At 62.8% G+C, this 24,444-nt stretch carries 23 protein-coding genes; 9 read left to right on the top strand and 14 right to left on the bottom strand.

Annotation, left to right across the window (positions count from 1 at the left end; genetic code table 11):
• Positions 1–46 precede the first annotated feature (46 nt).
• Complete coding sequence (locus tag OK351_RS12700) at positions 47–841, bottom strand: carbon-nitrogen hydrolase family protein (protein ID WP_265159497.1); 795 nt, start codon at positions 839–841, stop codon at positions 47–49.
• Positions 842–1,096: 255 nt separating this feature from the next.
• Here OK351_RS12700 and OK351_RS12695 point away from each other — a divergent pair, with 255 nt between their 5' ends.
• Positions 1,097–1,738: a TetR/AcrR family transcriptional regulator gene (locus OK351_RS12695; RefSeq protein WP_265159495.1), complete on the top strand. Its 642-nt coding sequence runs from the start codon at positions 1,097–1,099 to the stop codon at positions 1,736–1,738.
• A 68-nt stretch (positions 1,739–1,806) separates the two neighbouring features.
• Here OK351_RS12695 and OK351_RS12690 read toward each other — a convergent pair whose 3' ends face one another.
• Positions 1,807–2,052: a MetQ/NlpA family ABC transporter substrate-binding protein gene (locus OK351_RS12690; RefSeq protein ID WP_265159493.1), complete on the bottom strand. Its 246-nt coding sequence runs from the start codon at positions 2,050–2,052 to the stop codon at positions 1,807–1,809.
• On the opposite strand from OK351_RS12690, the gene OK351_RS12685 reads away from it, so the two are divergent.
• Together OK351_RS12685 and OK351_RS12680 are read left to right on the top strand one after the other, a co-directional pair.
• Complete coding sequence (locus OK351_RS12685) at positions 2,042–2,371, top strand: hypothetical protein (RefSeq protein WP_265159491.1); 330 nt, start codon at positions 2,042–2,044, stop codon at positions 2,369–2,371. The two genes, OK351_RS12690 and OK351_RS12685, sit on opposite strands and share 11 nt — an antisense overlap.
• Before the next feature lie 168 nt (positions 2,372–2,539).
• Positions 2,540–4,393, top strand: a complete 1,854-nt coding sequence (locus OK351_RS12680; RefSeq protein WP_265159489.1) for an ABC transporter ATP-binding protein — start codon at positions 2,540–2,542, stop codon at positions 4,391–4,393.
• Positions 4,394–4,597: 204 nt separating this feature from the next.
• Here the strand turns inward: OK351_RS12680 and OK351_RS12675 are convergent, their stop codons facing one another.
• On the bottom strand, positions 4,598–5,368 hold the full coding sequence (locus tag OK351_RS12675) for an IclR family transcriptional regulator (protein ID WP_265159487.1): 771 nt from the start codon (positions 5,366–5,368) through the stop codon (positions 4,598–4,600).
• 234 nt (positions 5,369–5,602) lie between these two features.
• Between OK351_RS12675 and OK351_RS12670 the strand changes: the two genes are divergently transcribed.
• Genes OK351_RS12670 through OK351_RS12655 form a run of 4 tightly spaced genes read left to right on the top strand, consistent with a single transcriptional unit; the run spans position 5,603 to position 10,745 of the window.
• The gene (locus tag OK351_RS12670) at positions 5,603–6,988 is read left to right on the top strand and encodes an NAD-dependent malic enzyme (protein WP_265159485.1); all 1,386 of its coding nucleotides are present in this window, start codon (positions 5,603–5,605) and stop codon (positions 6,986–6,988) included.
• Positions 6,989–7,022: 34 nt separating this feature from the next.
• Positions 7,023–8,648, top strand: coding sequence for a malate synthase A (gene aceB / locus OK351_RS12665; protein WP_265159483.1), 1,626 nt, complete (start codon positions 7,023–7,025; stop codon positions 8,646–8,648).
• Positions 8,648–9,901 carry a DUF6986 family protein gene (locus tag OK351_RS12660; RefSeq protein ID WP_265159481.1) on the top strand — a complete coding sequence of 418 codons (1,254 nt, stop codon included), beginning with the start codon at positions 8,648–8,650 and terminating at the stop codon, positions 9,899–9,901. Before aceB ends, OK351_RS12660 begins: the two co-directional genes overlap by 1 nt.
• Before the next feature lie 10 nt (positions 9,902–9,911).
• Positions 9,912–10,745 carry a bifunctional allantoicase/(S)-ureidoglycine aminohydrolase gene (locus OK351_RS12655; RefSeq protein ID WP_265159478.1) on the top strand — a complete coding sequence of 278 codons (834 nt, stop codon included), beginning with the start codon at positions 9,912–9,914 and terminating at the stop codon, positions 10,743–10,745.
• Positions 10,746–11,195: 450 nt separating this feature from the next.
• Here OK351_RS12655 and OK351_RS12650 read toward each other — a convergent pair whose 3' ends face one another.
• The 3 genes from OK351_RS12650 to OK351_RS12640 all read right to left on the bottom strand — a co-directional run bounded on the left by OK351_RS12650 (position 11,196) and on the right by OK351_RS12640 (position 13,800).
• The gene (locus OK351_RS12650; protein WP_265159476.1) at positions 11,196–11,489 is read right to left on the bottom strand and encodes a hypothetical protein; all 294 of its coding nucleotides are present in this window, start codon (positions 11,487–11,489) and stop codon (positions 11,196–11,198) included.
• A 171-nt stretch (positions 11,490–11,660) separates the two neighbouring features.
• A complete protein-coding gene (locus OK351_RS12645; RefSeq protein WP_265159474.1) occupies positions 11,661–12,704 on the bottom strand; it encodes a CobW family GTP-binding protein in 1,044 nt (347 codons plus the stop codon).
• 223 nt (positions 12,705–12,927) lie between these two features.
• Positions 12,928–13,800 (bottom strand): hypothetical protein, encoded by an 873-nt coding sequence (locus OK351_RS12640; protein WP_265159472.1) that lies wholly within the window; start codon positions 13,798–13,800, stop codon positions 12,928–12,930.
• Positions 13,801–14,283: 483 nt separating this feature from the next.
• On the opposite strand from OK351_RS12640, the gene OK351_RS12635 reads away from it, so the two are divergent.
• Both OK351_RS12635 and OK351_RS12630 read left to right on the top strand, forming a co-directional pair.
• Complete coding sequence (locus tag OK351_RS12635) at positions 14,284–14,646, top strand: ribbon-helix-helix domain-containing protein (protein ID WP_265159470.1); 363 nt, start codon at positions 14,284–14,286, stop codon at positions 14,644–14,646.
• Positions 14,647–14,833: 187 nt separating this feature from the next.
• Positions 14,834–15,337: a nucleotidyltransferase family protein gene (locus tag OK351_RS12630; RefSeq protein ID WP_265159468.1), complete on the top strand. Its 504-nt coding sequence runs from the start codon at positions 14,834–14,836 to the stop codon at positions 15,335–15,337.
• Between the two features lie 568 nt (positions 15,338–15,905).
• Here the strand turns inward: OK351_RS12630 and OK351_RS12625 are convergent.
• From OK351_RS12625 to OK351_RS12590, 8 genes are read right to left on the bottom strand one after another with little or no spacing between them, the layout of a single operon-like run.
• Positions 15,906–16,247, bottom strand: coding sequence for a Wadjet anti-phage system protein JetD domain-containing protein (locus tag OK351_RS12625; RefSeq protein WP_265159466.1), 342 nt, complete (start codon positions 16,245–16,247; stop codon positions 15,906–15,908).
• Positions 16,228–17,817, bottom strand: coding sequence for a glycoside hydrolase family 32 protein (locus OK351_RS12620; protein ID WP_265159592.1), 1,590 nt, complete (start codon positions 17,815–17,817; stop codon positions 16,228–16,230). The genes OK351_RS12625 and OK351_RS12620 overlap by 20 nt, the downstream gene beginning before the upstream one ends.
• Positions 17,817–18,761, bottom strand: a complete 945-nt coding sequence (locus tag OK351_RS12615; protein ID WP_265159464.1) for an ABC transporter ATP-binding protein — start codon at positions 18,759–18,761, stop codon at positions 17,817–17,819. Before OK351_RS12615 ends, OK351_RS12620 begins: the two co-directional genes overlap by 1 nt.
• A complete protein-coding gene (locus OK351_RS12610) occupies positions 18,758–19,675 on the bottom strand; it encodes an ABC transporter ATP-binding protein (protein WP_265159462.1) in 918 nt (305 codons plus the stop codon). Before OK351_RS12610 ends, OK351_RS12615 begins: the two co-directional genes overlap by 4 nt.
• Positions 19,672–20,646, bottom strand: coding sequence for an ABC transporter permease (locus OK351_RS12605; RefSeq protein ID WP_265159460.1), 975 nt, complete (start codon positions 20,644–20,646; stop codon positions 19,672–19,674). Before OK351_RS12605 ends, OK351_RS12610 begins: the two co-directional genes overlap by 4 nt.
• Before the next feature lie 5 nt (positions 20,647–20,651).
• Positions 20,652–21,629: an ABC transporter permease gene (locus OK351_RS12600; protein ID WP_265159458.1), complete on the bottom strand. Its 978-nt coding sequence runs from the start codon at positions 21,627–21,629 to the stop codon at positions 20,652–20,654.
• A gap of 47 nt (positions 21,630–21,676) precedes the next feature.
• Positions 21,677–23,353, bottom strand: a complete 1,677-nt coding sequence (locus tag OK351_RS12595; RefSeq protein ID WP_265159456.1) for an ABC transporter substrate-binding protein — start codon at positions 23,351–23,353, stop codon at positions 21,677–21,679.
• Between the two features lie 44 nt (positions 23,354–23,397).
• A complete protein-coding gene (locus OK351_RS12590; RefSeq protein ID WP_265159454.1) occupies positions 23,398–24,423 on the bottom strand; it encodes a LacI family DNA-binding transcriptional regulator in 1,026 nt (341 codons plus the stop codon).
• Positions 24,424–24,444 lie beyond the last annotated feature (21 nt).

Below are 24,444 nucleotides of genomic sequence, written 5' to 3'. Positions count from 1 at the left end.
CGCCGATAGTCGTCGGATGCGATTGTCTGGTCCGGCGGGTGGCCGACTAAAGGTCCCGTGCGTTGGCCAGTACCGGCAATTTCTCGCGGGCTTCGTCGATCAGCGACAGGTCCAACTCAACCACCTGCAATTCCTCGCCTATGCCTGCCTGATGCAATATCCGGCCCAGCGGGTCAACGGCAATGGAGAAACCCACCCCGAGTGGCGCGGTGCCGGTGACGCTGACCCCGGTGGATTCCGGATCCGCCTGATCCACGGCGATCACGAAGGTAGTGGTATCCAACGCCCGGGCCACCGCCAGCGTCCTCCATTGCTCGGCCTTCCCGGGGCCGGCACCCCATGAGGCACAGACCAAGTTCACCACGGCACCATGGTTGGCGTGATGCGTGAACAACCGCGGGAAGCGCAGGTCATAGCAGGTTGCCACCCCGAATTTCACCCCATCGATACTGAACTGCACCGGGCGCTCGCCGGGGGTCACCGAGTCGGATTCGGCGAAACCGAAGGCGTCGTAGAGGTGGATCTTGTCGTAGCTGGTATCCACAGTGGGGCCGGTCACCAACAGGGTGTTGCGAAGCCTTCTTCCCACGCCCGGTGTGAACATCCCGGCCAGAATGGTGATGTCCGATTCGCGCGCGATCTGCCGAACCGAGTTCGCCCAGTGTCCGTCAACCGGTTCGGCTGCTTCGAGTAGGTCGTTACCCATGGCAATTTGCATGGCTTCGGGGAACACCACGATACGGCCCCCCTGTTCGGCCGCCTGCCCGGAGAGCTCTCGGATGATCTCCAGATTGCGTTGTGGATTCTCGGTGCTGAGCACCTGGGCCATGGCGATCTTCATGGGGTGCCGGTTCCTTTCGAAGCGGATCGGGGCATTGGCTGCCCCCTTGCCTGACTCTACGTATAGGAGCCGTCCCGGGGCAATGTCACCGGGTCGATCATGGCCTACTTGGTGCCCCGCACCATTGAGACCGGCTGGTGGGAGTCCGTCCTGCTGTCTTCGACGCGGTAGTACCTACAGGCAAAACTCCGTTATGACATGGGAAATGAGACTGTCTCTCAGATTTGGTGCGGTGTATCGGTCTAGAGTGGTTCCATGGCCAACATAGTGCGGGATCGGGTCCGCGAGAAGATAAAGATCGAACTGGCGGAGCAGGTCTACCCGTTGTTCGTGCGTGAGGGTTTACGGAACGTCACCTCCGAGAGGGCTGCCCGTGCAGCCGGCGTATCCAAGGCCACTTTCTTCAGGTACTTCGCGTCCAAGGAGGATGCGGTGCTTACCGCATTGCGTTCCCAGGGTTCTCGTCTGACTGAGGTGTTCTCCGGCCTTGAATCGCTACCTGGTGAGAGTCTGCTGGAATTGTTGCGGCGTAGCTTCGAGTTCCCGCTCAGCGCTGCCGAACATGACCCGGAAGCGGCACTTCGAGGTATACGTCTGGTCTGGGACTCACCATCATTGCGCGCCGGATGGGCAGAGCTCCGACGCCAGCAGCAGGATGAGCTGGTCCGTGCCCTGCTACCGTTCTGCGCCAATGTCCGTCTGGCCCAGACGGCAGTTGTCATTGCGCTGACGTTGCTCGACCATGCGTTGGAACGTTGGGCCGAATACCCCGATGAGTCGTTGCGGGCGATCCTTGACGAGGCTTTTGACTACGCTTCGGCCATCGACAATTCCTGGCCGCTGGGTTCATCCAGTGGCGACCGGATCAAGATTCCGCAGGAAGCCGGAGCAGCTTGATTGCGCCAGCGAACGCCGGTCCCGACGGCTAAGGCCGGGACCGGCTCGATGGTTTCCCTTAGTCGCGCTCAGCGTGTCTGCAGGACCTCCTCGGTTCGTTGCTGGTAATCCAACAGGTCATCATGCGATGCCTGGCTGATGACTCCCAATCCCCGGTTCTCCTTCTCATAAGCCTCGGTGACCGCAGGCGAGCGGTAGACCTCCTCCAGGACTTCCCAGGTCGAGTCGTCCTGGTCCTCTTCCCGTGCGGCGAAGACCGCCTGGTACGGCAGGAATTCGGGTTCGTGAACGAATTCCAGGTCGGTGGCCAGCACCGAGTCCTGCGGGGATACCGGCCTTGACCGCCTGGCTCTGGTAGGTGACACCGGCACCGGCGTCACGCAGGCTGGTGGCGAGCTGCTGGGCCACCAGCGGAACGAATTCGAACCCATGCGGATTCTCGATCACATTCTCGATCGAGCCGAACTCACCCACCTCGGGAGCCAAGGTGACTACGTGGGCGATCAACCCGCCGATCAGGTCGTGCTGGATCAGTGCATAGCCGTGCCCGGCAACATCTTCCAGCCCGATGAACGTCACGGGGCCGAGCAAATCCTGCGGGACCCGCGCAAAGGCACGGGTCAGCAGGTCTGAAGCGGTTATCCGATCCATAGGAATCCCATTCCAGCGACCGCCAGCACCGGTGGACGATCCCCAGCCACCGATCCTAAGCCGAGCCTACCTAGATCTGGGAGTGGCATGGTGGGATTATTGGGCGAGTTGGTCCCACCGTACCGTTGAGCAGGAACGCGAGTTATACCCATGAGCATGGAAAGCGCAGCCTGGCATTCATTGTGGAAGATGTCCGGCGACAAGGGCAAGGCCTATGCGGCCACCACTCCACGCCGGGTACTGGAATTTGCCGCCGGCTACAAGTCCCGCTTGTTGGTCTTTGTGCTCTTCTCCATTGTGTCGGCCGTCCTGGCGGTCATCACCCCGGTACTGGCCGGGCGGGTGGTGGATGAGATCGTGGCCGGCAGCGGAATCCGGATCATCATCAACGTGGCCCTGCTGATCGCCCTGGTCGCGGTCCTGGACGCGGTGGTCTCCGTGGTGGTCCGCTGGTTCTCCTCCCGTCTGGGCGAAGGCATCATCTACGACCTGCGCACCGCGGTATTCGACCATGTCCAGAAGATGCCTGTGGCGTTTTTTGCCCGGACCCGCACCGGTGCTCTGGTCAGCCGGCTGAACAACGACGTCATCGGTGCCCAGGCCGCATTCGCCGGAACCCTGTCCGGGCTGGTGTCCAACACCGTGGCACTGCTGCTGACCGCCGGAGTCATGTTCTCCACCTCGTGGCAGGTGACCTTGCTGGCCCTGGTGCTGTTACCCATCTTCCTGTTGCCGGCCCGGCATTTCGGGCGTTCGGTGGCGCTGTTGCGCAAGGAATCGGCGGATCTCAACGCGTCCATGGGCACCCAGATGACCGAACGGTTCTCGGCCCCCGGGGCCACCCTGATCAAGCTCTTCGGCCGACCCGCCGATGAGTCCGAGCAGTTCGCGCTGCGTGCCCGGCGGGTGCGGGATATTGGTGTGAAGGTGGCGATGCGCCAGTTCTACTTCGTGGCCACCCTGACCCTGGTGGCGGCCCTGGCCCTGGCGGTCGTCTACGGACTGGGCGGCATGTACGCGGTCCGCGGCGACTTGGCCGCCGGTGATGTCGTGGTGCTGGGGATGCTGCTGACCCGGCTCTACGCGCCGCTGACCGCGCTGGCCAATGCGCGGGTGGAGATCACCAGCGCGCTGGTGAGCTTCGACCGGGTCTTCGAGATCCTGGACCTGAAACCGCTGATCACCGATGCCCTGGATGCCCGGGTAGCGAAGCCGGGCCCTGTGTCGGTGAAGTTCTCCAATGTCGATTTCTCGTATCCCAGTGCGGACAAGGTCTCCCTGGCATCGCTGGAGGACGTATCGGTGCTCGATACCCGTGGCGGCCAGCAGGTGCTGCACGGGATCGATTTCGAGGTCCCGGCCGGGGCGACGGTGGCGCTGGTGGGATCATCCGGGGCCGGCAAATCCACCATCGCGTCCCTGCTGGCTCGGCTCTATGACGTGGATGCGGGCAGTGTGGAACTTGCCGGGGTCGACGTCCGCCAGCTGACGCTCGAATCCCTGCGCTCCACCGTCTCCATGGTCACCCAGGACGGACACCTGTTCCACGAGACGATCCGCTCCAACCTGCGTTTGGCGCGACCCGAAGTCAGTGATGAGCAGATCTGGCAGGCCCTGGAACGCGCCCGGCTGAAGCCGACCATCACCGCGCTACCGGATGGCCTGGATACCGTGGTGGGTGAGCGCGGCTACCGCCTCTCCGGTGGTGAACGCCAGCGCATGACCATTGCCCGGCTGTTGCTGGCCGCACCACAGGTGGTCATTCTGGACGAGGCGACCGCGGCCCTGGACTCGGCCAACGAGGCGGCCGTGCAGGCGGCGCTGACTGAGGCGTTGGAGAACCGCACCGCGCTGGTCATTGCCCACCGGCTGTCGACCATCAGGTCCGCGGACCTGATCCTGGTGATCGAGGAGGGGCGGATCGCCGAACGTGGAACCCACCGTGAACTGCTGGATATGGGCGGCCGGTACACCGAGCTTTACGAAACCCAGTTCGCGCAGTAAAAGCCGAAACAATTACAGAGCATCCGACCAACAATTACAAACAAGGCCCCTGGATCCCTTGGTTTGCAAGGATTCCGGCAGGCGCCAAGATTCCATTAATTACAAACCTGGTCATGCACATTTACAAACAAGCCCCTACCAGGGCATGAACCGTGACAGGTCTCCATGCTCCCGAGCACCCCGGACCGGGGTAGGGTTTCTGGGCTATTCAGTCGCGGCGACCAGTTGGCGACCGAGCTCGGCGGCAGCCGCCTGCAGCTCGGGAACGGCACGCTTGGCGAACTCGGCATCCACGCGGGTTACCGGGCCCGACACCGAGATGGCCATGGGGGTGGGAGCGCCGGGAACCGGAACCGCGAAGCAACGTACGCCCAGTTCCTGCTCCTCCTCGTCCACCGCATAACCCCGTTCGCGCACGGCTTCGACCTCGGTGAACAGCTTGCCCAGGGTGGTGATGGTCTTCGGGGTCTTGGCGGGCATGCCCGCCTGGGCCACCAGGCGCTGCACGCGTTCGTCGTCGAGAACCGACAGGATCGCCTTGCCCACACCCGAGTAGTGCAGCATGGCGCGGCGGCCCACCTCGGTGACCATGCGCATGGAGTGGTTCGACTGGACCTGGGCAATGTAGGTGACCATGTCGCCGTCGAGCACCGCGATATTCGCGCTCTCTCCCAGCCGGTCCACCAGCTCCTTGAGCTTCGGGGTGGCAAGGGCACCGAGCTGGCGGTTGGCCACCTCGCCCAAGCGGATCAGCCGCGGGCCGAGGGAGTAGCGGCGGTTGGGTAGCTGGCGTACATAGCCGACGCCGACCAAGGTACGCAGCAACCGGTGGATGGTCGGCAAGGGTAGCGGGGTGTCGGCCGCCAGCTCGCTGAGCGCGGCCTCGCCGCCGGCCCGGGCAATGACCTCCAGCAACTCGAAAGCGCGCTCAACTGATTGCACTCCGCCGGTGGCCTTGGCCTTAACCTCGGTCATATTCTGCTCCTTGCCTGACTGCAGTACAGTCTCGCCACAGTGTCGACAGGGGATTTGCAGCACTGTTCAGTGGGTTCTTGTTCGTAAGAATACCGGAAGACAGGCCAGTAATTCCACGATCCGAAAAAGCTATCGACAAAGAATTGTGTCCCAGTCCACAAAAATGGGTTGTGTTTTCATTTTACAGATACTAATATCCACTATACGGAAACTTTTTTAGCACGAGGAGCGATCATGGCAGCACCAAGTCCGGGATATTCCCTCACACTGCGGGTCCAGACCCCAGCATCGATTACCGCAACCAGCGAACTGGCCGCGGCAGTAGGTCGGGCCGGTGGGGACATTACGGCGCTGGACGTCACCGAATCGCACCACGCCTACATGGTGGTGGACGTCAGCTGCAACACCACCGATGTGGAACACGGCCAGCGGGTACGCGAGGAACTCGAGGGCCTGGACGGCGTGGATGTCCGCAATGTCTCGGACCGCACCTTCCTGATGCACCTGGGCGGAAAGCTGGAAGTGGTGCCGAAGGTCGCCCTGCGCAACCGCGATGACCTCTCCCGCGCCTACACCCCGGGTGTGGCCCGCGTGTGCATGGCCATCGCCGAGAACCCCGCAGATGCGCGGAACCTGACCGTCAAGCGCAACACCATCGCAGTGGTCACCGACGGCTCGGCGGTGCTTGGGCTGGGCAATATCGGTCCGGCCGCGGCTTTGCCGGTCATGGAAGGCAAGGCCGCGCTGTTCAAGCAGTTCGCGGATGTGGATGCCTGGCCGGTCTGCCTGGACACCCAGGACAGCGACGAGATCGTGAAGATCGTCAAGGCGCTGGCCCCGGTCTACGGGGGAGTGAACCTGGAGGACATCGCCGCCCCACGCTGCTTCGAGATCGAGGCCCGGCTGCGCGAGGAACTGGATATCCCGGTCTTCCATGATGACCAGCACGGCACCGCCATTGTCACCCTGGCCGCCCTGCAGAACGCACTGCTGGTAGTGGGCAAGTCCCTGTCCCAGGTGCGCATCGTGGTCTCCGGTGTGGGTGCCGCGGGCAACGCGATCATCCAGCTGTTGGCTGCCCGTGGGGCCACCAACATCATCGCCTGCGGCCGTGACGGAGCGATCAACCGCGACGGGCAGTACACCGACGCGCACCGCAGCTGGCTGGCCGAGAATACCAACCCGGAGAACTTCAGCGGCTCGCTGAAGGAAGCGGTGGCCGGTTCGGACGTGTTCATCGGCGTCTCGGCCCCGAATGTGCTGGACGAGAACGATATCGCAGCCATGAACCAGGATGCCATCGTTTTCGCCATGGCCAATCCCGATCCGGAAGTGGACCCGGCAGCTGCCGGGAAGCATGCGGCCGTGGTTGCCACGGGCCGCAGCGACTTCCCCAACCAGATCAACAACGTCTTGGCCTTCCCGGGCTTCTTCCGCGGGCTGCTGGATGCAGGGGTATCGGATATCACCGATGACATGCTGCTGGCCGCTGCGGATGCGATTGCCGCACGGGTGGACGAGGAAGAACTCAATCCGGGATTCATCATCCCATCGGTGTTCGACCCGAAGGTGGCCGGTGACGTGGCCGCCGCCGTGGTCAGGGCAGCGAACAAGCATTGAGAGCAATCACAACAGAAAAGGTATGAGGAGCACCATGACCATCTCCATCTCACGTATCCCGAACGTGCCAAACGCCGAGAACATCCTGACCGATGAGGCGCTGGCATTCATTGAGCAGCTGCACGTGCGATTCGCCGGAACCCGTGACGACCTGCTCGCAGCCCGCGCCGAGCGCCGCACCGGGTACTCGGCCGCCAAGCGCATCGACTTCGACCCGGAAACCGAACAGGTCCGCAATGGCGACTGGAAGGTCGCCGAGGCGCCGGCGGCACTTCGTGATCGCCGGGTGGAGATCACCGGACCGGCCTCGCCGGCCAAGATGGCCATCAACGCGCTGAACTCCGGGGCCAAGGTCTGGCTGGCCGACCTGGAAGACGCCTCCACCCCGAGCTGGGACAACGTCATCGACGCGGTCGCCAACCTTACCGCCGCCGCCCGCGGCGAACTGTCCTTCACCTCCGAGGACGGCAAGACCTACCAGTTGCGCGATGACGCCCCGTTGGCCGTCGTGGTGGTCCGCCCCCGCGGTTGGCACCTGAACGAGAACAACGTGCTGATCAACGGCAAGCCTGCCGTGGGCGCGCTGGTGGACTTCGGTCTGCACTTCTTCCACAATGCCAAGGTGCTCGCCGCTTCCGGCCAGGGCCCGTTCTACTACCTGCCGAAGATGGAGCACTACCTGGAGGTGCGCCTGTGGAACGAGATCTTCACCTTCGCCCAGGAACAGCTCGGCATCGACTACGGCACCGTGCGCGCCACCATGCTCATCGAGACCATCCCGGCCGCCTTCCAGATGGACGAGTTCCTCTACGAGCTGCGTGACCACGTCTCGGGGCTGAATGCCGGGCGTTGGGACTACCTGTTCTCCATCATCAAGACCTTCCGTGAAGCCGGCGACGACTTCATCATGCCGGACCGCGCCGATGTGGCGATGACCGCGCCGATGATGCGCGCCTACACCGAGCTACTGGTCAAGACCTGCCACAAACGCGGGGCCTTCGCCATGGGCGGCATGGCCGCCTTCATCCCCAACCGCCGGGAACCCGAGGTCACCGCCGCGGCCTTCGCCAAGGTCCGCGATGACAAGACCCGTGAGGCCAATGACGGATTCGACGGCTCCTGGGTGGCCCACCCGGACCTGGTGGGCATCTGCCAGGAGGTCTTCGACTCGGTGCTCGGGGACAAGCCGAACCAGCTCCACAAGCAGCGCCCCGAGGTCGAGGTGACTGCCGAGCAGCTGCTGGATGTGCCCAGCGCCCCGGGCCAGGTCACCGAGGCCGGGGTCCGCGCCAACCTGTACGTGGCCGTGGCATACACCGCCGTGTGGCTCTCGGGCAACGGCGCGGTGGCCATCCACAACCTGATGGAGGATGCCGCCACCGCGGAGATCTCGCGTTCGCAGATCTGGCAGCAGATCCGCAACGAGGTGGTGGCCGCCGACACCGGGAACACCATCACTGCCGACCTGGTGAAGGGCATCCTGGCCGAGGAGGTCGAGCGACTGCGTGGCGAGGTCAAGGACGAAGCCCGCTTCGCCGCCTACTACCAGCCCGCTGCCGACCTGATCGGCAAATTGACCAGCGGCAAGGAGGAAGACTTCGAGGACTTCCTGACCCTGCCGGCCTACGAACTGCTGGATAAGGAATACGTGAGCAAATAATGAACAGAGTCTTCGATCAGGCGACCCTCGCCGCCGTGGAACAGCAGCTGGCCGCCACGGACCAGCTGATGTCCACCAGCTATGCCGGGGATACCGGGGCGCGCCAACCGGTGCACACCGTATACATCCCGGCCGACCGCTACACGGCCGATCTACCCCCACGTTGGGGTGCCAACGCGCTGGCCGCGGCGGGCGGAGCCGAGGGGCTGGCCGAACTGGCCTCAACCCTGGGGCTGCGTGAACCGGAACGGCTCGGTTCATTGGTGGCCGCCAAGCTGCGTGGGGAGCCGATCGAAGACCTCCGGTTGGATTTCGAGGACGGGTACGGGCATCGCACCGATGCCGAGGAGGACGCTGCGGCGGTGGCCGCAGCGGATGCGATCGCCGGCGCGGTGGCCGCAGGCAAGGCCCCGGCCTTTATCGGCATCCGGTTCAAGAGCTTCGACGCTGCGACCCGGGCCCGTGGTGTGCGCACCCTGGACCTGTTCATTTCCCGGTTGGTCACCCATGGCCCGTTGCCGGCAGGGTTGCGCTTGACCCTGCCCATGGTGGTCACCGTGGCCCAGGTCGAGGCCATGGTGCTGCTGAGCCGGAAACTGGAAGAAGCCCACGGCCTGCCCGAAGGCAGCCTGCGCTTCGAGGTGCAGATCGAAACACCGCAGGTGATCGTGGCCGCCAACGGCACCCTGCCCGCGGCCCAGCTGATCCAGGCCGGTCAGGGGCGGGTGTCCTCCCTGCACTACGGCACCTACGACTACTCCGCCTCGTTGGGTGTCGCCGCGGCCTACCAGTCCATGGAGCACCCGGTCGCGGACTTCGCCAAGGACGTGCTGCAGGTCGCCGTGGCCGGTACCGGTGTGGAGCTCTCGGACGGATCAACGAACATCCTGCCCGCGGGTGATCCGGAGAACATGGCCGAAGCCTGGGCGTTGCACGCCCGGCTGGTCCGCCGTCACCTGGAACGCGGGATCTACCAGGGCTGGGACCTGCACGAGAACCAGCTGGCCACCCGCTACCTGGCCACCTTCTCCTTCTTCCGTGAGAACCTGGCCGCAGCGACCACCCGATTGCGCAACTACGTGCACCAGATCGAGTCGGCCATCATGGACGAACCGGCCACCGCCCGGGCCCTGGCCCGCTACATCCACCGCGGCCTGGCCTGCGGTGCCGTGGAGGAGGACGAGGTCACCAGCCTGGCCCAGATCTCCCTTGACGAACTCGAAGCCCTAGCCCTGAACCGTTCACATGCCTAAGGAAACCCCGATGACTGCACCAGCAAACGCCAAGAACCCTTACTACACCACCTACGGCGGGCATCCGCCGCAGACCGACCTGCTCACCGACCGGGCAATCGTCACCGAGGCCTATACCGTGATCCCCCGCGGGGTACTGCGTGACATCGTCACCAGTGTCTTCCCCGAGTGGACCAACACCCGCGCCTGGGTGCTGAACCGGCCGGTGGCCGGCGGCCCGACCACCTTCGCCCAGTCGATCGTGGAGGTCGGCCCGGGAGGCGGTTCGCAGAAGCCCGAGCCGCAGGAGGAAGTTGCCGGTTTCATCTTCGTGGTTGCCGGGGAACTGTCCCTGGATATCGAGGGCGAATCCCACGTCCTCACCGAGGGTGGCTTTGCCTACCTGCCGGCCGGGGCGCAATGGACCGCCAACAACAACGCCGCCGAGGTGGCGACCTTCCATTGGATCCGCAAGCGCTACGAACCATTGGAGGGCGTGGCGGCCCCTGGACCGGTGGTCGGCAATGAACGTGATGTCGAGCCCGGAGCGATGCCGGATACCGACGGCAAATGGCGCACCACCCGGATGCTGGACCCGGATGACGTGGCCTTCGACTTCGGGGTCAATATCGTGACCTTCGAGCCGGGTGCCTCGATCCCGTTTGCCGAAACCCATGTGATGGAACACGGCCTGTACGTGCTCGAAGGCAAGGCCGTGTACCGGTTGAATGACGACTGGGTCGAAGTTGAGGCCGGGGATTACATGGCATTGCGCGCGTTCTGCCCGCAGGCCTGCTACGCCGGTGGCCCCTCGAACTTCCGTTACCTGCTGTACAAGGACCAGAACCGCCAGATCATGCTGTAAACCGGTGGCCGATTAAGACGGCCGCCCCACGATCCGGGCCGGAATCGGGCCCCGAGCGCCAGGGTTTTCCCCGTGGCTTCCCACCACCTTGTTCCAGTGATGTTTCACTCGGGAGGCTTGGGGATCGCCTGTGGCTATCGGGACCTGAATCCGGCTCTTCTTATGGGCAGTCATTGCCAAAGGTTATATGCCGCAAACGGAATATCTAGTCGTGGCGCAGTGTGCGATGTCACCGACCGGGGCGTATTCGGGGCACTAAGGGGCTGCTGTTCTCGTATAGTTCGATCATTCACAATGGTTGGGCAAGGATGCCATGCATTCATCCCCCCGGTAGGTGTATGCGTATCCGGTGGAGATCCCGGGTAACACAAGGTCGCTGATGCGGCCTCTATTTTTTGCCAGGTGCCGGCTTTCCTCGCCTGGAAGCCGGCACCTTCGGTGGCCGTTCCCTTAGCCGCTCCCTGCCGAATCGCTCGCCGCCACATCCTTCAGTGCGTCGGTGGGCGTGGAGACATGCAGGAAACGCAGTAGCAGGTTTACCGGGTCGATCGAGGTGATCAGCGCTGGTCCGGGATGCGTGGCCATCAGGACCATGGCATCCTCCAGCGGTTCGTTGCCCCGGGCCATGATGATCGGCATGCCCCGGCTCCAGCCATAGCCTTCCGAATAAGTGCGCCGTTCGCGGGCTCCGAGGAACTCGGCCGCCCACTCGGCGATGTGCGATTTGGCGAATCGCTCCGCCATGCTTACCTCCGTCAGGGTACGACAAATACCGGTCTCGATCCCCGGTAGCCGCACTGCGGTAGGCCAAGGATTGACGGGTAGACATGCCTGATCGGGTATGTCGACGTCGTGCCCCTTGAGCAGGGCCTGGGACATATGCTATCGAAAGTTCCTACGAACGTTCCATGGTGCTTATGGTTTTCCAGCTTCGGGGGCCTGCGCATTATTGCTGAGGATCACCCGGCGTTCCAGGCGGGTCAGGCTCCGGGGTGTGGGCGGTTCGGTGGCCGGGGCCAGCGCGGTATCCAAAGCCGCAGTTGCCGCGTGTTCATCCAGGTTCATTCCCACGGCCACCAGGGCGTCATCGGCCGGGTCACTGCCGGGTCGGGCCGGTGAGAGGTGGATCGAACGCCCCACCATATTGACCAGGTAGCGCCGTTCGCCGTTGGCAAGACGCAGCTTGGCGTGCCCCTTGAGGCGATACACCGTGGCGGGTGGGGACTCGAGCAGATCGAGCAGGGCGCCAGGATCGGCCGGTGCCGGGCAGCGGACGGTCACGGCCCGGGCATGGGGCGCCGCAGCGTGGTCGTGCGCCGCACGGGACGCGGCAGCCAGCGGAAGTTCATCGGTGGGGTCCTCGCCCTGGGCCACGTCGAACACCAGATCCGGGTCCAGGGCCGCGTGGGATGTGGGCACAATGGCCACTGACGGGTTGCTTTCGCGGATCCGGGCGCTGATCTGGCGCAGGGTCTCTTGCCGGTGCTCCGGGGCGATCCGGTCCATCTTGTTCACCACCACCAGGCTGGTGGCGGTGAAGCGGGCGGGCGCCAGGGCCGCGGTGTCCACGGTATGGCGGTGTTCCACGGCGTCCACCACGTCGATGATGCCACCGGGGCGTATGCCCTTGGCGTTGCCGAAGCGCAGGAGCCGATCCACATTCAACGGGTCTGCCGCACCGCTGGCTTCCACGATGATCGCGTCCAGACGCAGGCGGGGTTGTGCCAGCTTTTCCAACAGCTCGTCCAGGCCGCCGCTATCCGGAAGGCAACAGACGCAGCCGCCGGCGATGGATTCGGCCGCATCCACCTGGCCGGTGATCAGCCCGGTATCCACATTGACCTTGCCGATGTCATTGATGATGACCCCCACGCGTGTTCCCGGGCGGGTCAACAGCCGGTTGAGCAGGCTGGTCTTGCCCGCGCCCAGATAGCCGGTCAGCACGATGACGGGGATCAATGGTGGCTCCTTCGGTTCGGGCGGTTTCGTTCCCCACTATTCTCGCAAGGTAGGTTGCCTCCACGGTGAACCTGAGGAGGACGACTTTGTCCCGGCCTTGGGCGGACGGTTCCCCGGAACCGTCTCTTCCCGCAGGATCTGGCGGATTCTCGCAAGCGCTCGACAGCCCTCCCGGCTGATCCGTGGCGATGCGGGCGTTGGCCATCGACAACCGCCTGCCAGGTTATCCTTCCGGGCGGCAGATCAGGGGAAGAATGGCCAACGTATTATGCGGTTCCAACTCCCCGGGCAACTGGTCAAGGACCCGTTGGCCGTCCACTTCCCAGGTGAAATCCGGTGACTCCAGGATGTGAGCCAGCGCCGCTTGTGAGGTCGGAAGCCGTTCGATGATCACCTGCTCGATGAACCGTGGCGGGATGGAGTCATCCTGCAGATACTCTCGCACCAAATCCATGGCATCGGAGTCCGGTCGTGCCGCGGTGGACAAGGCCGTGGCGAACGCTTCACCCCGCGAACAAAAACTCAGTCCGCCCAACGGATGGCTGTACAAGGCGACCCCCGTTTCATCGGCGATCGGCGAGTCCATGAACCCCTTGACCACCATGTCATGGGAGCTTTCCAGGTGTTCTGCATCGGCCTTCGGATTGGCACTATCGACCGCGGCGTCCGCGTACCTTCGGGCGAGGTTTTCTCCGGACCCGAAGATCAGATTCGTCGCGTTCTGGGCGATGAAACGCTCGTGGATCTGCGCGGTCTGTTCCCTGGCCGGCTGGAGGTACTCCGGGTTGCGGTGTGTCAGTTCCGGGTGTTTGAGCACGTCCTCCTGGACCATTGCGGCAACCGTGGGGTGGGCACTGGCCGGGAGCAGGTTCGTCGGTCCGCTGGGAGTCCAGAACGCCGTGCCGGCAATGGGGCAGAATCGCCCTATGAGGAACATGCCTTCGGTCAGCGTGGCCAGGCTGCCCTCGACCGTTGGAACCACAAGGTGTTCGAGGTCCGACTGGCAGCAGCGTACCCGCACTATCTCGAACCCGTCTGCCTTGTCCTTCCGTGGTGGTTCAAGAACAGTGAAAACTGAGACGATGTTCCGTTGCATGCCACGGATGTACTCAAGGTCCGAATCCGCGATCGTCGTTCGCTTGAGGAAACGATCGACCAGTGAACTTCCATCGTCAAATGAGTAGTCGAAAACGAAGAGTCGACGGCTCCATCTGGCGTGAGAGCGCCTTGTTCCATCATCGGTCGAACGTCGGCGAAGTGGCGCCTGAGGTGTCGTGCGACATCGTCGGACAGTGCGTAGGACACCAGCTCGCCCTTCAACTCGGAGAACCGGTCAATGACTTCAATACCTGGGGGGATGAGGAAACATAAGACCATGTTATTGCTCGCGGGGTTCCTGGCTTGATCACTTCGACACGATTGCTGTCGCCGGACTCCGTGTGTGGCCGCAGCCGGAATCCGCTCCCTCGGCGCCCCTCTCTGCTCCACTGCGAATACGAAAAGTGGGAATGAATCATATCGAAGGTGAGAAGGATACATACGTACCACGGAGCAGCTGAGCATCACCCTTCCCGTGGGTATGGCTGCTGTCCTGAAGGAGCGCGTTGCCTCCGAGGCCTATGCGAGCGAAAGTGAAATCATACGCGAAGGACTCAGGGCGTTGTTCTCTCGGGAAGAAGCCGTCCAGCAGTGGCTACGTACCGAGGTCGTTGCCGCCTACGACGACCTGCGCGCTGATCCTTCGCGCGCGATCAGCCCCGAGGGCATGCGCATTCATCTTGCCGCCTTGCATGAGCAGCGGCTTGAGGATCACGGTTCGTGGCATGATCAATTGTCTGCTCGTCCCGGTTGGCAACAACTGTTCGTTCTGTCTTCGGGGGTTGCCGAGTTGACGTTTTCCCGATCAAGCCGAAGGGTATATTTCCGCTATCCCTGCAGATAATGACAGGATTTTCGGGGACTGCCAACCGGTCTTTCCGGGTGGAACCCCGCCAACGTGATTCTCCCAAGACTGGTGCAGCGCTCGACGGGTATTGTACAAATTTTTCCACAGGTGTTTATTTAGATGAATGATCGGTTAGTTCCCTAGGCATGGGCGGCTGGTGACCTGGAACCAGGAAGGGGCAATCATGCGGTTGCAGAACCCGTTCGCCGCGTTGAGCCCTACCGGGCTCGATTCGCAGGTCCTGTTGGTGCCGGCCCGTGTTGATGCCGAACTGACAGTCTTGCGAATCCATGCACTGATCCCGGAGGAGGGATCCCTGCCCGGGATTCGTATTGCGGCCAAACGATTGGCCGACCAGGGTGTCTTGAACCAGCGTGTGATTCCTCGTGTCCATTTGTATGCCCTGAACCGTGAACATCTGCTGGTGGAATTCATCTGCGCAATAGCCGACACGCGCCAGGGATTGATCGATCGAATACGGGCGATGATCTCGGCATGGTGCCTGCAGCCCTCGACGGCGAAGCTGTTCGGTTCCGCGGCACGCAACGACATGCGCTCGGACAGCGATATCGACTTGTTGTTCGTTTTCCGCGATGGCGTCGAAGAAGAGGGACTTGACCTCAGTGGTGCGTTGGCCGATACCATCCGGGCATGGACCGGTAATGATGTGCGTCCGCTGGTTTACTAGGCCGCCGAGGTGGCCGATGCGCCGATATTCCAATCGATACTTGACGATCGGGTCGACCTGGTCGGTGATGCGGAATGGTTGCGGTGCCGCATACGGGATACCCGGTGCCCGACATGACACCCCGGCACAACTTGGTGCGTACTGTTCCTTCGGATCGGATCGGATCGGATCGGGTTGTTTGGGAAGGGTGCTTGGCGAAAGCCCGTCAATTCATTCGGGTTGCCCATGATGCGTGCGACCTTGCCGAGAGCGACTCGGAAATTGCAGACGCGGCAGTGACCTTGTAAGTTCATGCGGGGATCGAGGCCGCCGACGTGCTGTGTGGAAAGCGACTGACGGTGCAATCCAGGGGAGAAGACCACAGGGGTGCTGTGGCCCTTTCTGCCGGGCTCGATCGGGAGGCATCACGACTGCTCGAGATGCTGCTGTCCATGAAGACGCGCGCTGGATATGGCCATGATCCCATCAGTGAGGCCAAACTCCGGGCGGCCCGTCGTGCCGCGCAGCAACTGGTTGAAGGTGCCGGTATGTAGTTCCTGGCAGCATCGGGTGAGGACGCGGCGCGTCCTCACCGAGCACCTCCTGCAGCCCAACCCGAGGTGCCGTCGCGCAGCAGGCCATGGACCTTCTCCAATGTGTGGGCCACATTCACGCGTTCCTGTTCGAGTCTCAGCCCATCCTGTTCCCGAAGAAGCGATAACATGTCGACTTCCGCAGCCCTCAGGCCGGCCGGGATGCTCTGACCTGCTCCATTCGGCTCCCTCAATCCGAGATGGCGGAACGTCTCCAGGGTTTCGATATCCATCATCACCGAGACCAACGCCTGCTGCACCCATGATGGACGGAGCCGCACCGTACCCGGGCTTTCCGTGGCATCATGGGTGGGCCGACTACCTGAAAGACAACTCACGCACAACCATGCTGTTGAATGTCGCCTCACCGCCGGCGACGAACAACTTGATTCCGGTGTCCGTGGCCAAGGGGAATACCCGATGTGAGTGGACGATCCGCCCGTCGCCGAAGAACACCTCAACACTGGAGGTATCCACGAGTATCCGCACCCTGATGCGCCCCTCGGGGACCGAGATGGGGCTTTGGGTCTCGCTCTTGTCGCCCGGATTGTGGGTGGGTTTACGGTTGAGGTAGGCAAACCCCTCGGCAAGATACAATCCTGCAGCCACATGGCGGGTCCCGGTCTCGGCCCGGCAGAGCTCGAATCCGACATTCTCCGGGGGATTGTCGGCATCCCAGACCAGTTCGCATTCCAGCTCGTAGGCCCGATGCGAAACCTCCAGCTCCAGGCTGTTGGTGACCCGCAGGGGCTTGTACCTGGTGGTCTCACCGGCCAGCTGGCGCAACTGGCTCACCGGAACCGAGGCGAGATAGTATCCGTCGTGGCCGCTGACCATGCGTACCTCGCGTACGATCATGTCATCCCCGTTGTACCCGTCCACTGCCATGCTCGGCGCATTGTGCGGGTAGTCCCAGAAATTCGCCCAGCCAATCACGCGACGCAGCGAGGGATTCTCCTTGCCGTTTTCGTCGTAATCCGGGTAAGTGACTGCCCCATAGAAATCGAATCCCCAATCGAGCCACTGGGGTTCCGAATCACGGGTTGTGAAGGATGCCCCGTCGAAGGAGCCCACCCAGTAGGCGTAGGTGGCGGGCAGATCGCGTGGTTTGCCGTTGGCGCTGACGCCAAGCACCCACAACAGCTTCCCGTCGGAGGACCTGATCCGGAACAGGTCCGGGCATTCGAGCAGGCCGAGACCGGTTTCGACGAACTCGCCGGTACGCTTCCACTTTTTCAGGTTCCGGGAGGTGTAGATGCCGATGCGATCCCCTTCGGCGTTCAACAGTACCCATTGGGAATGCGCCGAATCCCAGATGACCTTGGGATCACGGAAATCGTGTGTTCCCGGGTTGGGTAGCACCGGTTCGAGCCCGCCTGGTTTGAAACTGCGTCCCTTGTCGGTGGAGTACCAGAGGTATTGGGCCTGGACGCCATCCGGGGCCTGGGTGACCAGGGCGATGACCGCACCCTTGCCGTATCCGGCGGTGTTGTTCTGGTCAACGACAAGCGACCCAGACCAGCAATCACCATTGGCGTTGGTCGATTTCTCCAGGGCGACGCCACGGTCGGAGAAATGTACGTGGTCGGTGGTGGTGGCCAGCCGCCAGCTGGTGCCGGCTCCGCCTTGGATGTAGTCCCGGTTGTAGAGGTAGTAGTAGAGGTACTCGCCATCGATGTGGATCGGGCGTTGCGGGTCGTTCTTCCAGTTGTCCGGGACGCTGAAATGGTAATGGGGACGATAGGACACGTTACTTGTTCTCCTTGCCACGTTTCCCCCGAGGGATGCGGCTGATGCAGGGGCTGCGGCCAAACCGGTCAAACCCAGTGCGGTGGCCGAGGCGAGGGTGGTGACAACACTGCGCCGGGCCACACCGGGATTATCGTCCTGTGGCGGGGTCTTGCCCATCACGCTCCACTCCCATCCGACAGTACCCAGTGCTGGGCCTCCTCGTTGATGACGCGCTTGCGCAGATTCCGGCCTTCGGACCAGTCCTTGATTTGCTGGCGTAGAGCCGCCCTGCTTTGGGCATCGAGGCTGTGATCGCGATCAGGGTTGGGAACCGCCCCGACCAGCAGTCTGGTGTAGGGGTGGGTGGGTGAATCAAGCAGTTGGACCGATTCCCCCGATTCCACGATGCGCCCTTCATGGAGCACGGCAATCCTGTCGGCCAGGTAGCGTGCGGAGGCCAGATCGTGGGTGACGTAGAGGATCGTGATCCCGTGTTCGTCGCGCAGCTTATGCAGCAGGTTCAGCACCCCGATCCGTACCGAAACGTCGAGCATCGAGGTTGGTTCATCGGCCAGGATGACACTTGGCTTGGCTGCGAGCACCCGGGCGATCGCGATGCGCTGGCGCTGGCCGCCGGATAACTCGTGGGGGAAGGACCCCAGCACTTCCGGGGCCAGCCCAACGGTAGTCACCAGCCGTACCATTTCGGCGCGGCTCGATGTCAGCTTGGGCTGGTGCAGGGCCAGGGCCCGTTGCAGGATGTGCTCCACACGGAAGGTCGGGTTCAAGGAACCGAAGGGATCCTGGAAGATCATCTGCACATCGCTGCGGTACCTGCGGGCGGCAGCCCCTCCCAGGCCGTTGATCTTTTTCCCATGCACACGGATCTCGCCGGAATCCGGTGTCTCCAGGATGGCAAGGCAACGGGCGAGCGTCGATTTGCCGGAACCCGATTCGCCGACCAGGGCCACGATTTCGCCTTGCCGCATCTCCAGGTCGATGTCACGCAAGGCAGGGACCTGCTTGCGGCGGAGGAATGTCGAGGCGGTGAAGGATTTGCTCAGGGAACGGATGCTGACGGCCGGCTGACCGGCTCGTGGCTGCGCTGTGGCTGCAGTCATAGCGATTCTCCTAGTGCCGATGTGGTTTTCCGGGCAGGAGCGACCCAATGGTTGTCGCCGACCAGCTCCAGATCCTGGATGTCTGTGAACGTGGTGTCTTCGGACAGGCCGGTGAGTTTTACCCGGGGTCCATGTAATGGCGGGAAGGCATTGAGCAGGGCCTGCGTGTAGGCGTGCCGGGGTCCGTGGCGCAACGTGTCGGCGGGGGCAAGCTCGACCATGCGGCCCCCGTACATGATGCCAATGTGGTCCGAAAGCTCAAGCATCAAGGACATGTCGTGGGTGATGAACAGGATCGCGAAGCCCAGCTCCTGCTGCAATTCACGGATCTGTTCCAGGATCTCCTGCTGCACCACCACATCCAGGGCGGTGGTGGGTTCATCGAGGATCAGCAGCCGCGGATTCAGGGCACAGGCCATGGCGATGACCACACGCTGCCGTTGGCCTCCGGAAAGCTGGTGCGGGTACGACTTGAGCCGTGTCGGATCGATGTGCACCATCTGAAGCAGCTCGCGGGCGCGCTGGAGTGCCGAGGCCCTGGAACCCCCACGGTGAGTCCGGATCACATCGATGAATTGTTCTCCGATGCGGGTGACCGGGTTCAGCGAGTTCATGGCCGACTGGAACACCATGGCGACCTGGTTCCACCGCCAGGAGCGTAACGACGAGTCGTTCATGCTCAGCACATCGGCACCGTCGAAAAGGATCTTGCCGTTGGTGATTTGTGCCGGGGCCTTGAGCAACCGCATGATCGAGTTCGCGATCGTGGACTTACCGCACCCGGATTCACCGGCCAAGCCGAAGATCTCGCCGGGATGAATCGTGAAGCTCACCCGGTCGGCACCGGTGACCGCGCGTTCGTCGCTGACGTATTCGACGGTCAGATCCTGGATTTCCAATACCGGGACGCTCATTTCGAATCCTCTCTGTGCACTGCGGTAGCAGAAGTGGTCGTCACAGCGTGCTTGGGCCTGCGTAGACGCGGGTTGGTGATCTCGTCCACGGCGTAGTTGCACAGCGCCAAGGCGAAGGCAACCAGCGCGATGGCCAGGCCGGAAGGAACGAAGATCCACCACTGGCCGAGCATCAGTGAGCCGTCACTGGTGGCCCAGAACAGATTGGTTCCCCAGGAGATCGTGTTGACATCGCCCAAGCCAAGGAATTCGAGACCTGCCTGGGCGCCGATGGAACCGATGACGCAGCCCAGCAACGTGGTCATCACGACCGAGGCCATATTCGGAAGGATCTCGCGGATCATGATGCGCAGCGGGCGTTCACCGGAAACCAGTGCGGCGGACACGTAGTCCTTACCGCGGATGGACAGGGCCTGCGAACGCATGACCCTGGCACTGCCTGCCCACCCGGTAATGACCAACACCACGATCACGGTGCCGAGGCCCGGGGGCATGAACGCGGCCAGGATGACCAGCAGCGGCAGCCCGGGAACCAGCAGGAACACATTGGTCAGCAGGGACAGCGCCTCGTCCAGGCTCTTGCCGAAGTAGGCGCCGGTCAAACCGACCAGGACACCGATCACGGTGGAGAGGATACCGGCCGCGAAGCCTACATACAGCGAGGATCGGGAGCCCCACAACGTCAGGGCCAGGACGTCCTGGCCCTTGGCCGTGGTTCCCAGCCAGTGTTCGAGGCTGGGCGCGCTGGCCCCGGCCGAGGTGATGCGCGAGGGATCGTCGGGGAAGAAGACCGGTGCCAGCAGGGCCAGGGCGATGAACACGGCAAGGATGGACAGTCCCGCCACGGCCTTGCCGTTGCGTAGCAGTGTCCGCAGCATGCGGACGAGCCCCAGACGCGTCCTGTTGCTGGTCGGATCGGCCAACGCCTCGTCGTCGGGTGAAGGCTGGGAAAATGTTGCGTTCTGGCTCATGGTTCTCAGGCTTTCCGGACTCGGGGATCAAGTCGGACATATACCAAGTCGACTAGGAAATTTGCGATCAGTACGGCGGCGGTAATGGTCAGGAACATGCCCTGCATGAGCGGGTAGTCCAGACCCTGGACGGCTGCCAGGAGCTGGTAGCCCACGCCCGGATAGGCGAAGACCACTTCGGTCAGCAGCGCCCCGCCGACGATGAATCCCAGGCTCATTCCCACGTTGGTCACCGAGGGCAGCATCGCATTACGGGCAGCATAATTGAGCATGACCCGGTGCGGACGCAGGCCCTTGGCCTCGGCCATGAGGATGTAGTCCTCGGAATTGGTGGCAATCATCGTATTGCGCATCCCGAGCATCCAGCCGCCGAGTGACACCAGCACGATGGTCAGCGCCGGCAAGACCAGGTGCGCGGCCACGTCGGCAATGAATTCCAGGTTCCATCCCGGTACCAGACCCACCGAGAAGGCGTGCCGAAGCGGGGCGACCCCCATATTGATACCGAAGACGTACAGCGCGCCCATGGCCAGCCAGAAGTACGGGAAGGAGCCGATGAAGACCAGCAGGGGCGGGGTTACGGAATCCAGGATTCCGCCACGCCGCCAGGCGGCCAGGATACCCAGGAGGTTGCCCAGGATGACCGCGATGACCAGCGAGGTGCCGCCCAACAGCAGCGTCCAGGGCAGCTGCGAGGCGATAACCTCGGAAACCGGGGTGGGGAACCGGGAAATGGAGGTTCCGAAGTCGCCGCGCAGGATGCGACCGAGGTAGCTGAAGTACTCCGGGATCAGCGCACCGCCGTCAACGCCCATCATGGTGCGAAGTGCTTCCACCTGGTGGGGTTCCAGGCGCTGCTGCGAACGTGAAAGCATACGGGTGACCGGGTCGCCCGGCATGAAACGCGGGAGAAGGAAATTCAAGGTGACGGATGCCCAGAAGGCCAGGAGGTAAAAACCTATCCGCCGGAAGAGGAAGTTCATGTTTGCGTCCTTCACGAATGGTCGGACCGAATCAGGAGGGGCCGATGCTATTTCGCGGGTTCGAGAGTGGTCAGTATCAGCACGGTCGTGGGTGAACGGGTGCTCAACGTTGCGTAGGGGTTGTCCTCGTTGGGCCAGCCGACGAAGTTCGCGGTTGTGTAGGCGCCCCACTCCGGGCCGGGGAACAGCGGCACGACCGGGGCCAGTTCGTTGTACAGGCTCTGCACGTCGTTAATGATCTGGCGTTGTTCCGCCTCGTCGCCGGTGGCGACGAATGCGTCGAGCAGTTCATCGGCACGCTGATCACCGAAGCGGTGGTAGTTGTCGAAGGTCTGGGTTCCGACAGGCTCGACCTTCTGCTCGCCCATCAGGTCAAGGTAGTAGTGGTACGGGGTGGGTGAATTGGCGCTCCACACGATCCCGGTATCGAATTCGCCGGTTTCGTAGCTGGCCGAGACTGCGGCCCAGTCCGGTGAATCAACGGTGGCCTGGATCCCGATATCCTCAAGGTTCTGCGCGATGATGTTGGCGACCGACAGCCAATCCGACGAGGTTGATCCCACCGAGATGTCAAAGGCGAAGGGCTTGCCTGCCGGAGTGGTGCGCACTCCTGCGGAATCCAGGGTGTAGCCCGCCTCATCCAGCAGCGCGGCGGCAGCGTCCAAGTCACGTTCGGTCCAATCGCAGGATTCGACCAGAGCGGTATCGCGCCATTCGTCGTAGCTGCCCGACAACCCTGTGCAGTCGGCAGGGGTCGTGTAGCCGGCCATGCCCACCTGGACGATTTGTTCACGATCCAAGGCCATGCTCAGGGCCTTGCGGACCCGGACATCGGAGAATTCGTCCTTGGTGGTATTGAGCTGCCAGTTGATTTCCGCGCCGGTGGGCGGGAACCAGTAGTGGCGGTGCTCCGGGTCCTTGTCGACATACGTGGTTTGGATGTCCGGCATGTACTGCGGGGCCCAGTCCACATCTCCCGAGATCGCGGCGAGGTTCGCGCCGTCATTTCCGGCGAAGGCCAACATGCGGATGCCGTTGATCTTCTGCTTCTCCGGCTGCCAGTAATGGGGGTTCTTCTGCAGCTCGAAGGATTGCGCCTGGAAATTGGCGATCTCGGTGTAGGGGCCGGTACCTACCGGAGCGGGATTTTCCTCGTTGCCAGGTGATTCGAATTCCGACCAGATATGGGAAGGGATGACCAACTGCTGGCCGATCTCGTAGAGCGCAGGTGAAAAGGCCCGTGAGAACGTGAAGGCCACCGTGGAATCATCCGGTGTCTCAATCGATTCCAGGTAGTCGTAACCGCCCATGAGCTGCTTTTGCAGTTCTACCGAGAGCTTCACGTCCGCGGAGGACAGGTCGGTGCCGTCGGAGAACTTGACCCCGGGGCGCAAGGTGAAGGTCAGCGATTTGCCGTCGTCTCCGGCCTCCCACTCGGTAGCCAGCCACGGTACGGTATCGCCGTTGGCCGGGTTGTAGATCAGCATCGATTCGTAGATCGACTGGCCGGTCATCGGGGCAGCGTTGGGGGAGAACGGGTTGAAGTTCCGCGAGAAGGTTCCCATGTCCTCGCGGGGAATCGTGAGCAGTGCCGTACTGGCCCCGGAGCCTTGGGCATCTGCTGTCCCGGAACCGCTGCTGGTGCATCCGGTCAAGGCCAGTGCCCCGGCCAATGTTGCCGTGGCCGCGATGAGGTGCGCCCGTCGTAAATGTTTGACTATCATGGAAGTTCCTCGTCCAATCATCTGATGTATCTGGGAGGGGAAGCTCATCTGCGGCCAGGCACGGCCACGGATGAACGAATGCGTGGAGGGCAACCGATGGTGATCTGGCGATTGTCGATCGGTGCGCCCTCTGCCATTTGATTCAGCAACGACACCCCCGCGGTGCCCATCTCTTCGAAAGGCAAGGCGATGGTTGTCAGTCTTGGCCTCAGGTGTGGAGCCAAAATCTCTTGATCGTCGAACCCGACGATGGAAATGTCCGTTCCCACCCGAAGTCCGGATTCCTTGATCGCGTCATATGCGCCCATGGCTATCCGGTCATTGCCGCAGAAAATTGCGGTCGGGGGGTCGGGGAGTTCAAGCAGCTCCCGTGTTCCTTGGAAACCACTGTCAGCTGTTCCGTCGCCAGCGACGATATTTGATGCCGGCTGGGTGATGCCGGCCTCTGCCAGCGCCTTCTTCATCCCGATTTCACGTCCTGTTTGAGCCGGAATACCCGGAGTGAGGGTGATGTGGCCGATGTTGGTATGGCCGGATTTCAGCAGGATGTCCGTGGCCGTGTATCCGCCACCCACTTCATCGGGAACGATTGACGGGAAACGCTGGTCGGCGTCGAAGCAATTGACCAAGACACAAGGAACCGACATGGCGTTCTCCGGAACAGTGATTTCCCGGTGCCACGACGCGGCGATGACCAATCCGCCGATCTGCTGTTCCAGGAGCTTTTCGACGGCCAGCGACTCCATGCCCGGCTCGTCATCGCTCGGGGCGATCAGCAGGAAGCGGCCGTCCTGCCAGGCCGCCTGCTGGGCTCCTTTGATGACACCACTGGCAAAAGGACTGGTGGCAATCTCGGTGACCAGGCCGAACCAGGCGCTTTTCTTGCTGGCCAGGGTGCGTGCTGCCGCGTTGGGGCGGTACCCGAGCTCACGGGCCACGACGTTGATGCGTTCCCTGGTGGCATCGGGGATATTCACGTCGGTGCGTTGATTCAAAACAAAGGAAACGGCGGTTCGACTTACCCCGGCGGCTTTGGCGACGTCCGCCATGGTCACTGAATGCTGCGGCACTTCCGCCTCCTTGCGCTGTTG

Source organism: Glutamicibacter sp. MNS18, assembly GCF_026107515.2.
In the GTDB taxonomy this organism is placed as follows: Bacteria; Actinomycetota; Actinomycetes; order Actinomycetales; family Micrococcaceae; genus Glutamicibacter.
The sequence above is the reverse complement of the archived record's forward strand: the minus strand, read 5'-3'. Positions and strand labels throughout refer to the sequence as shown.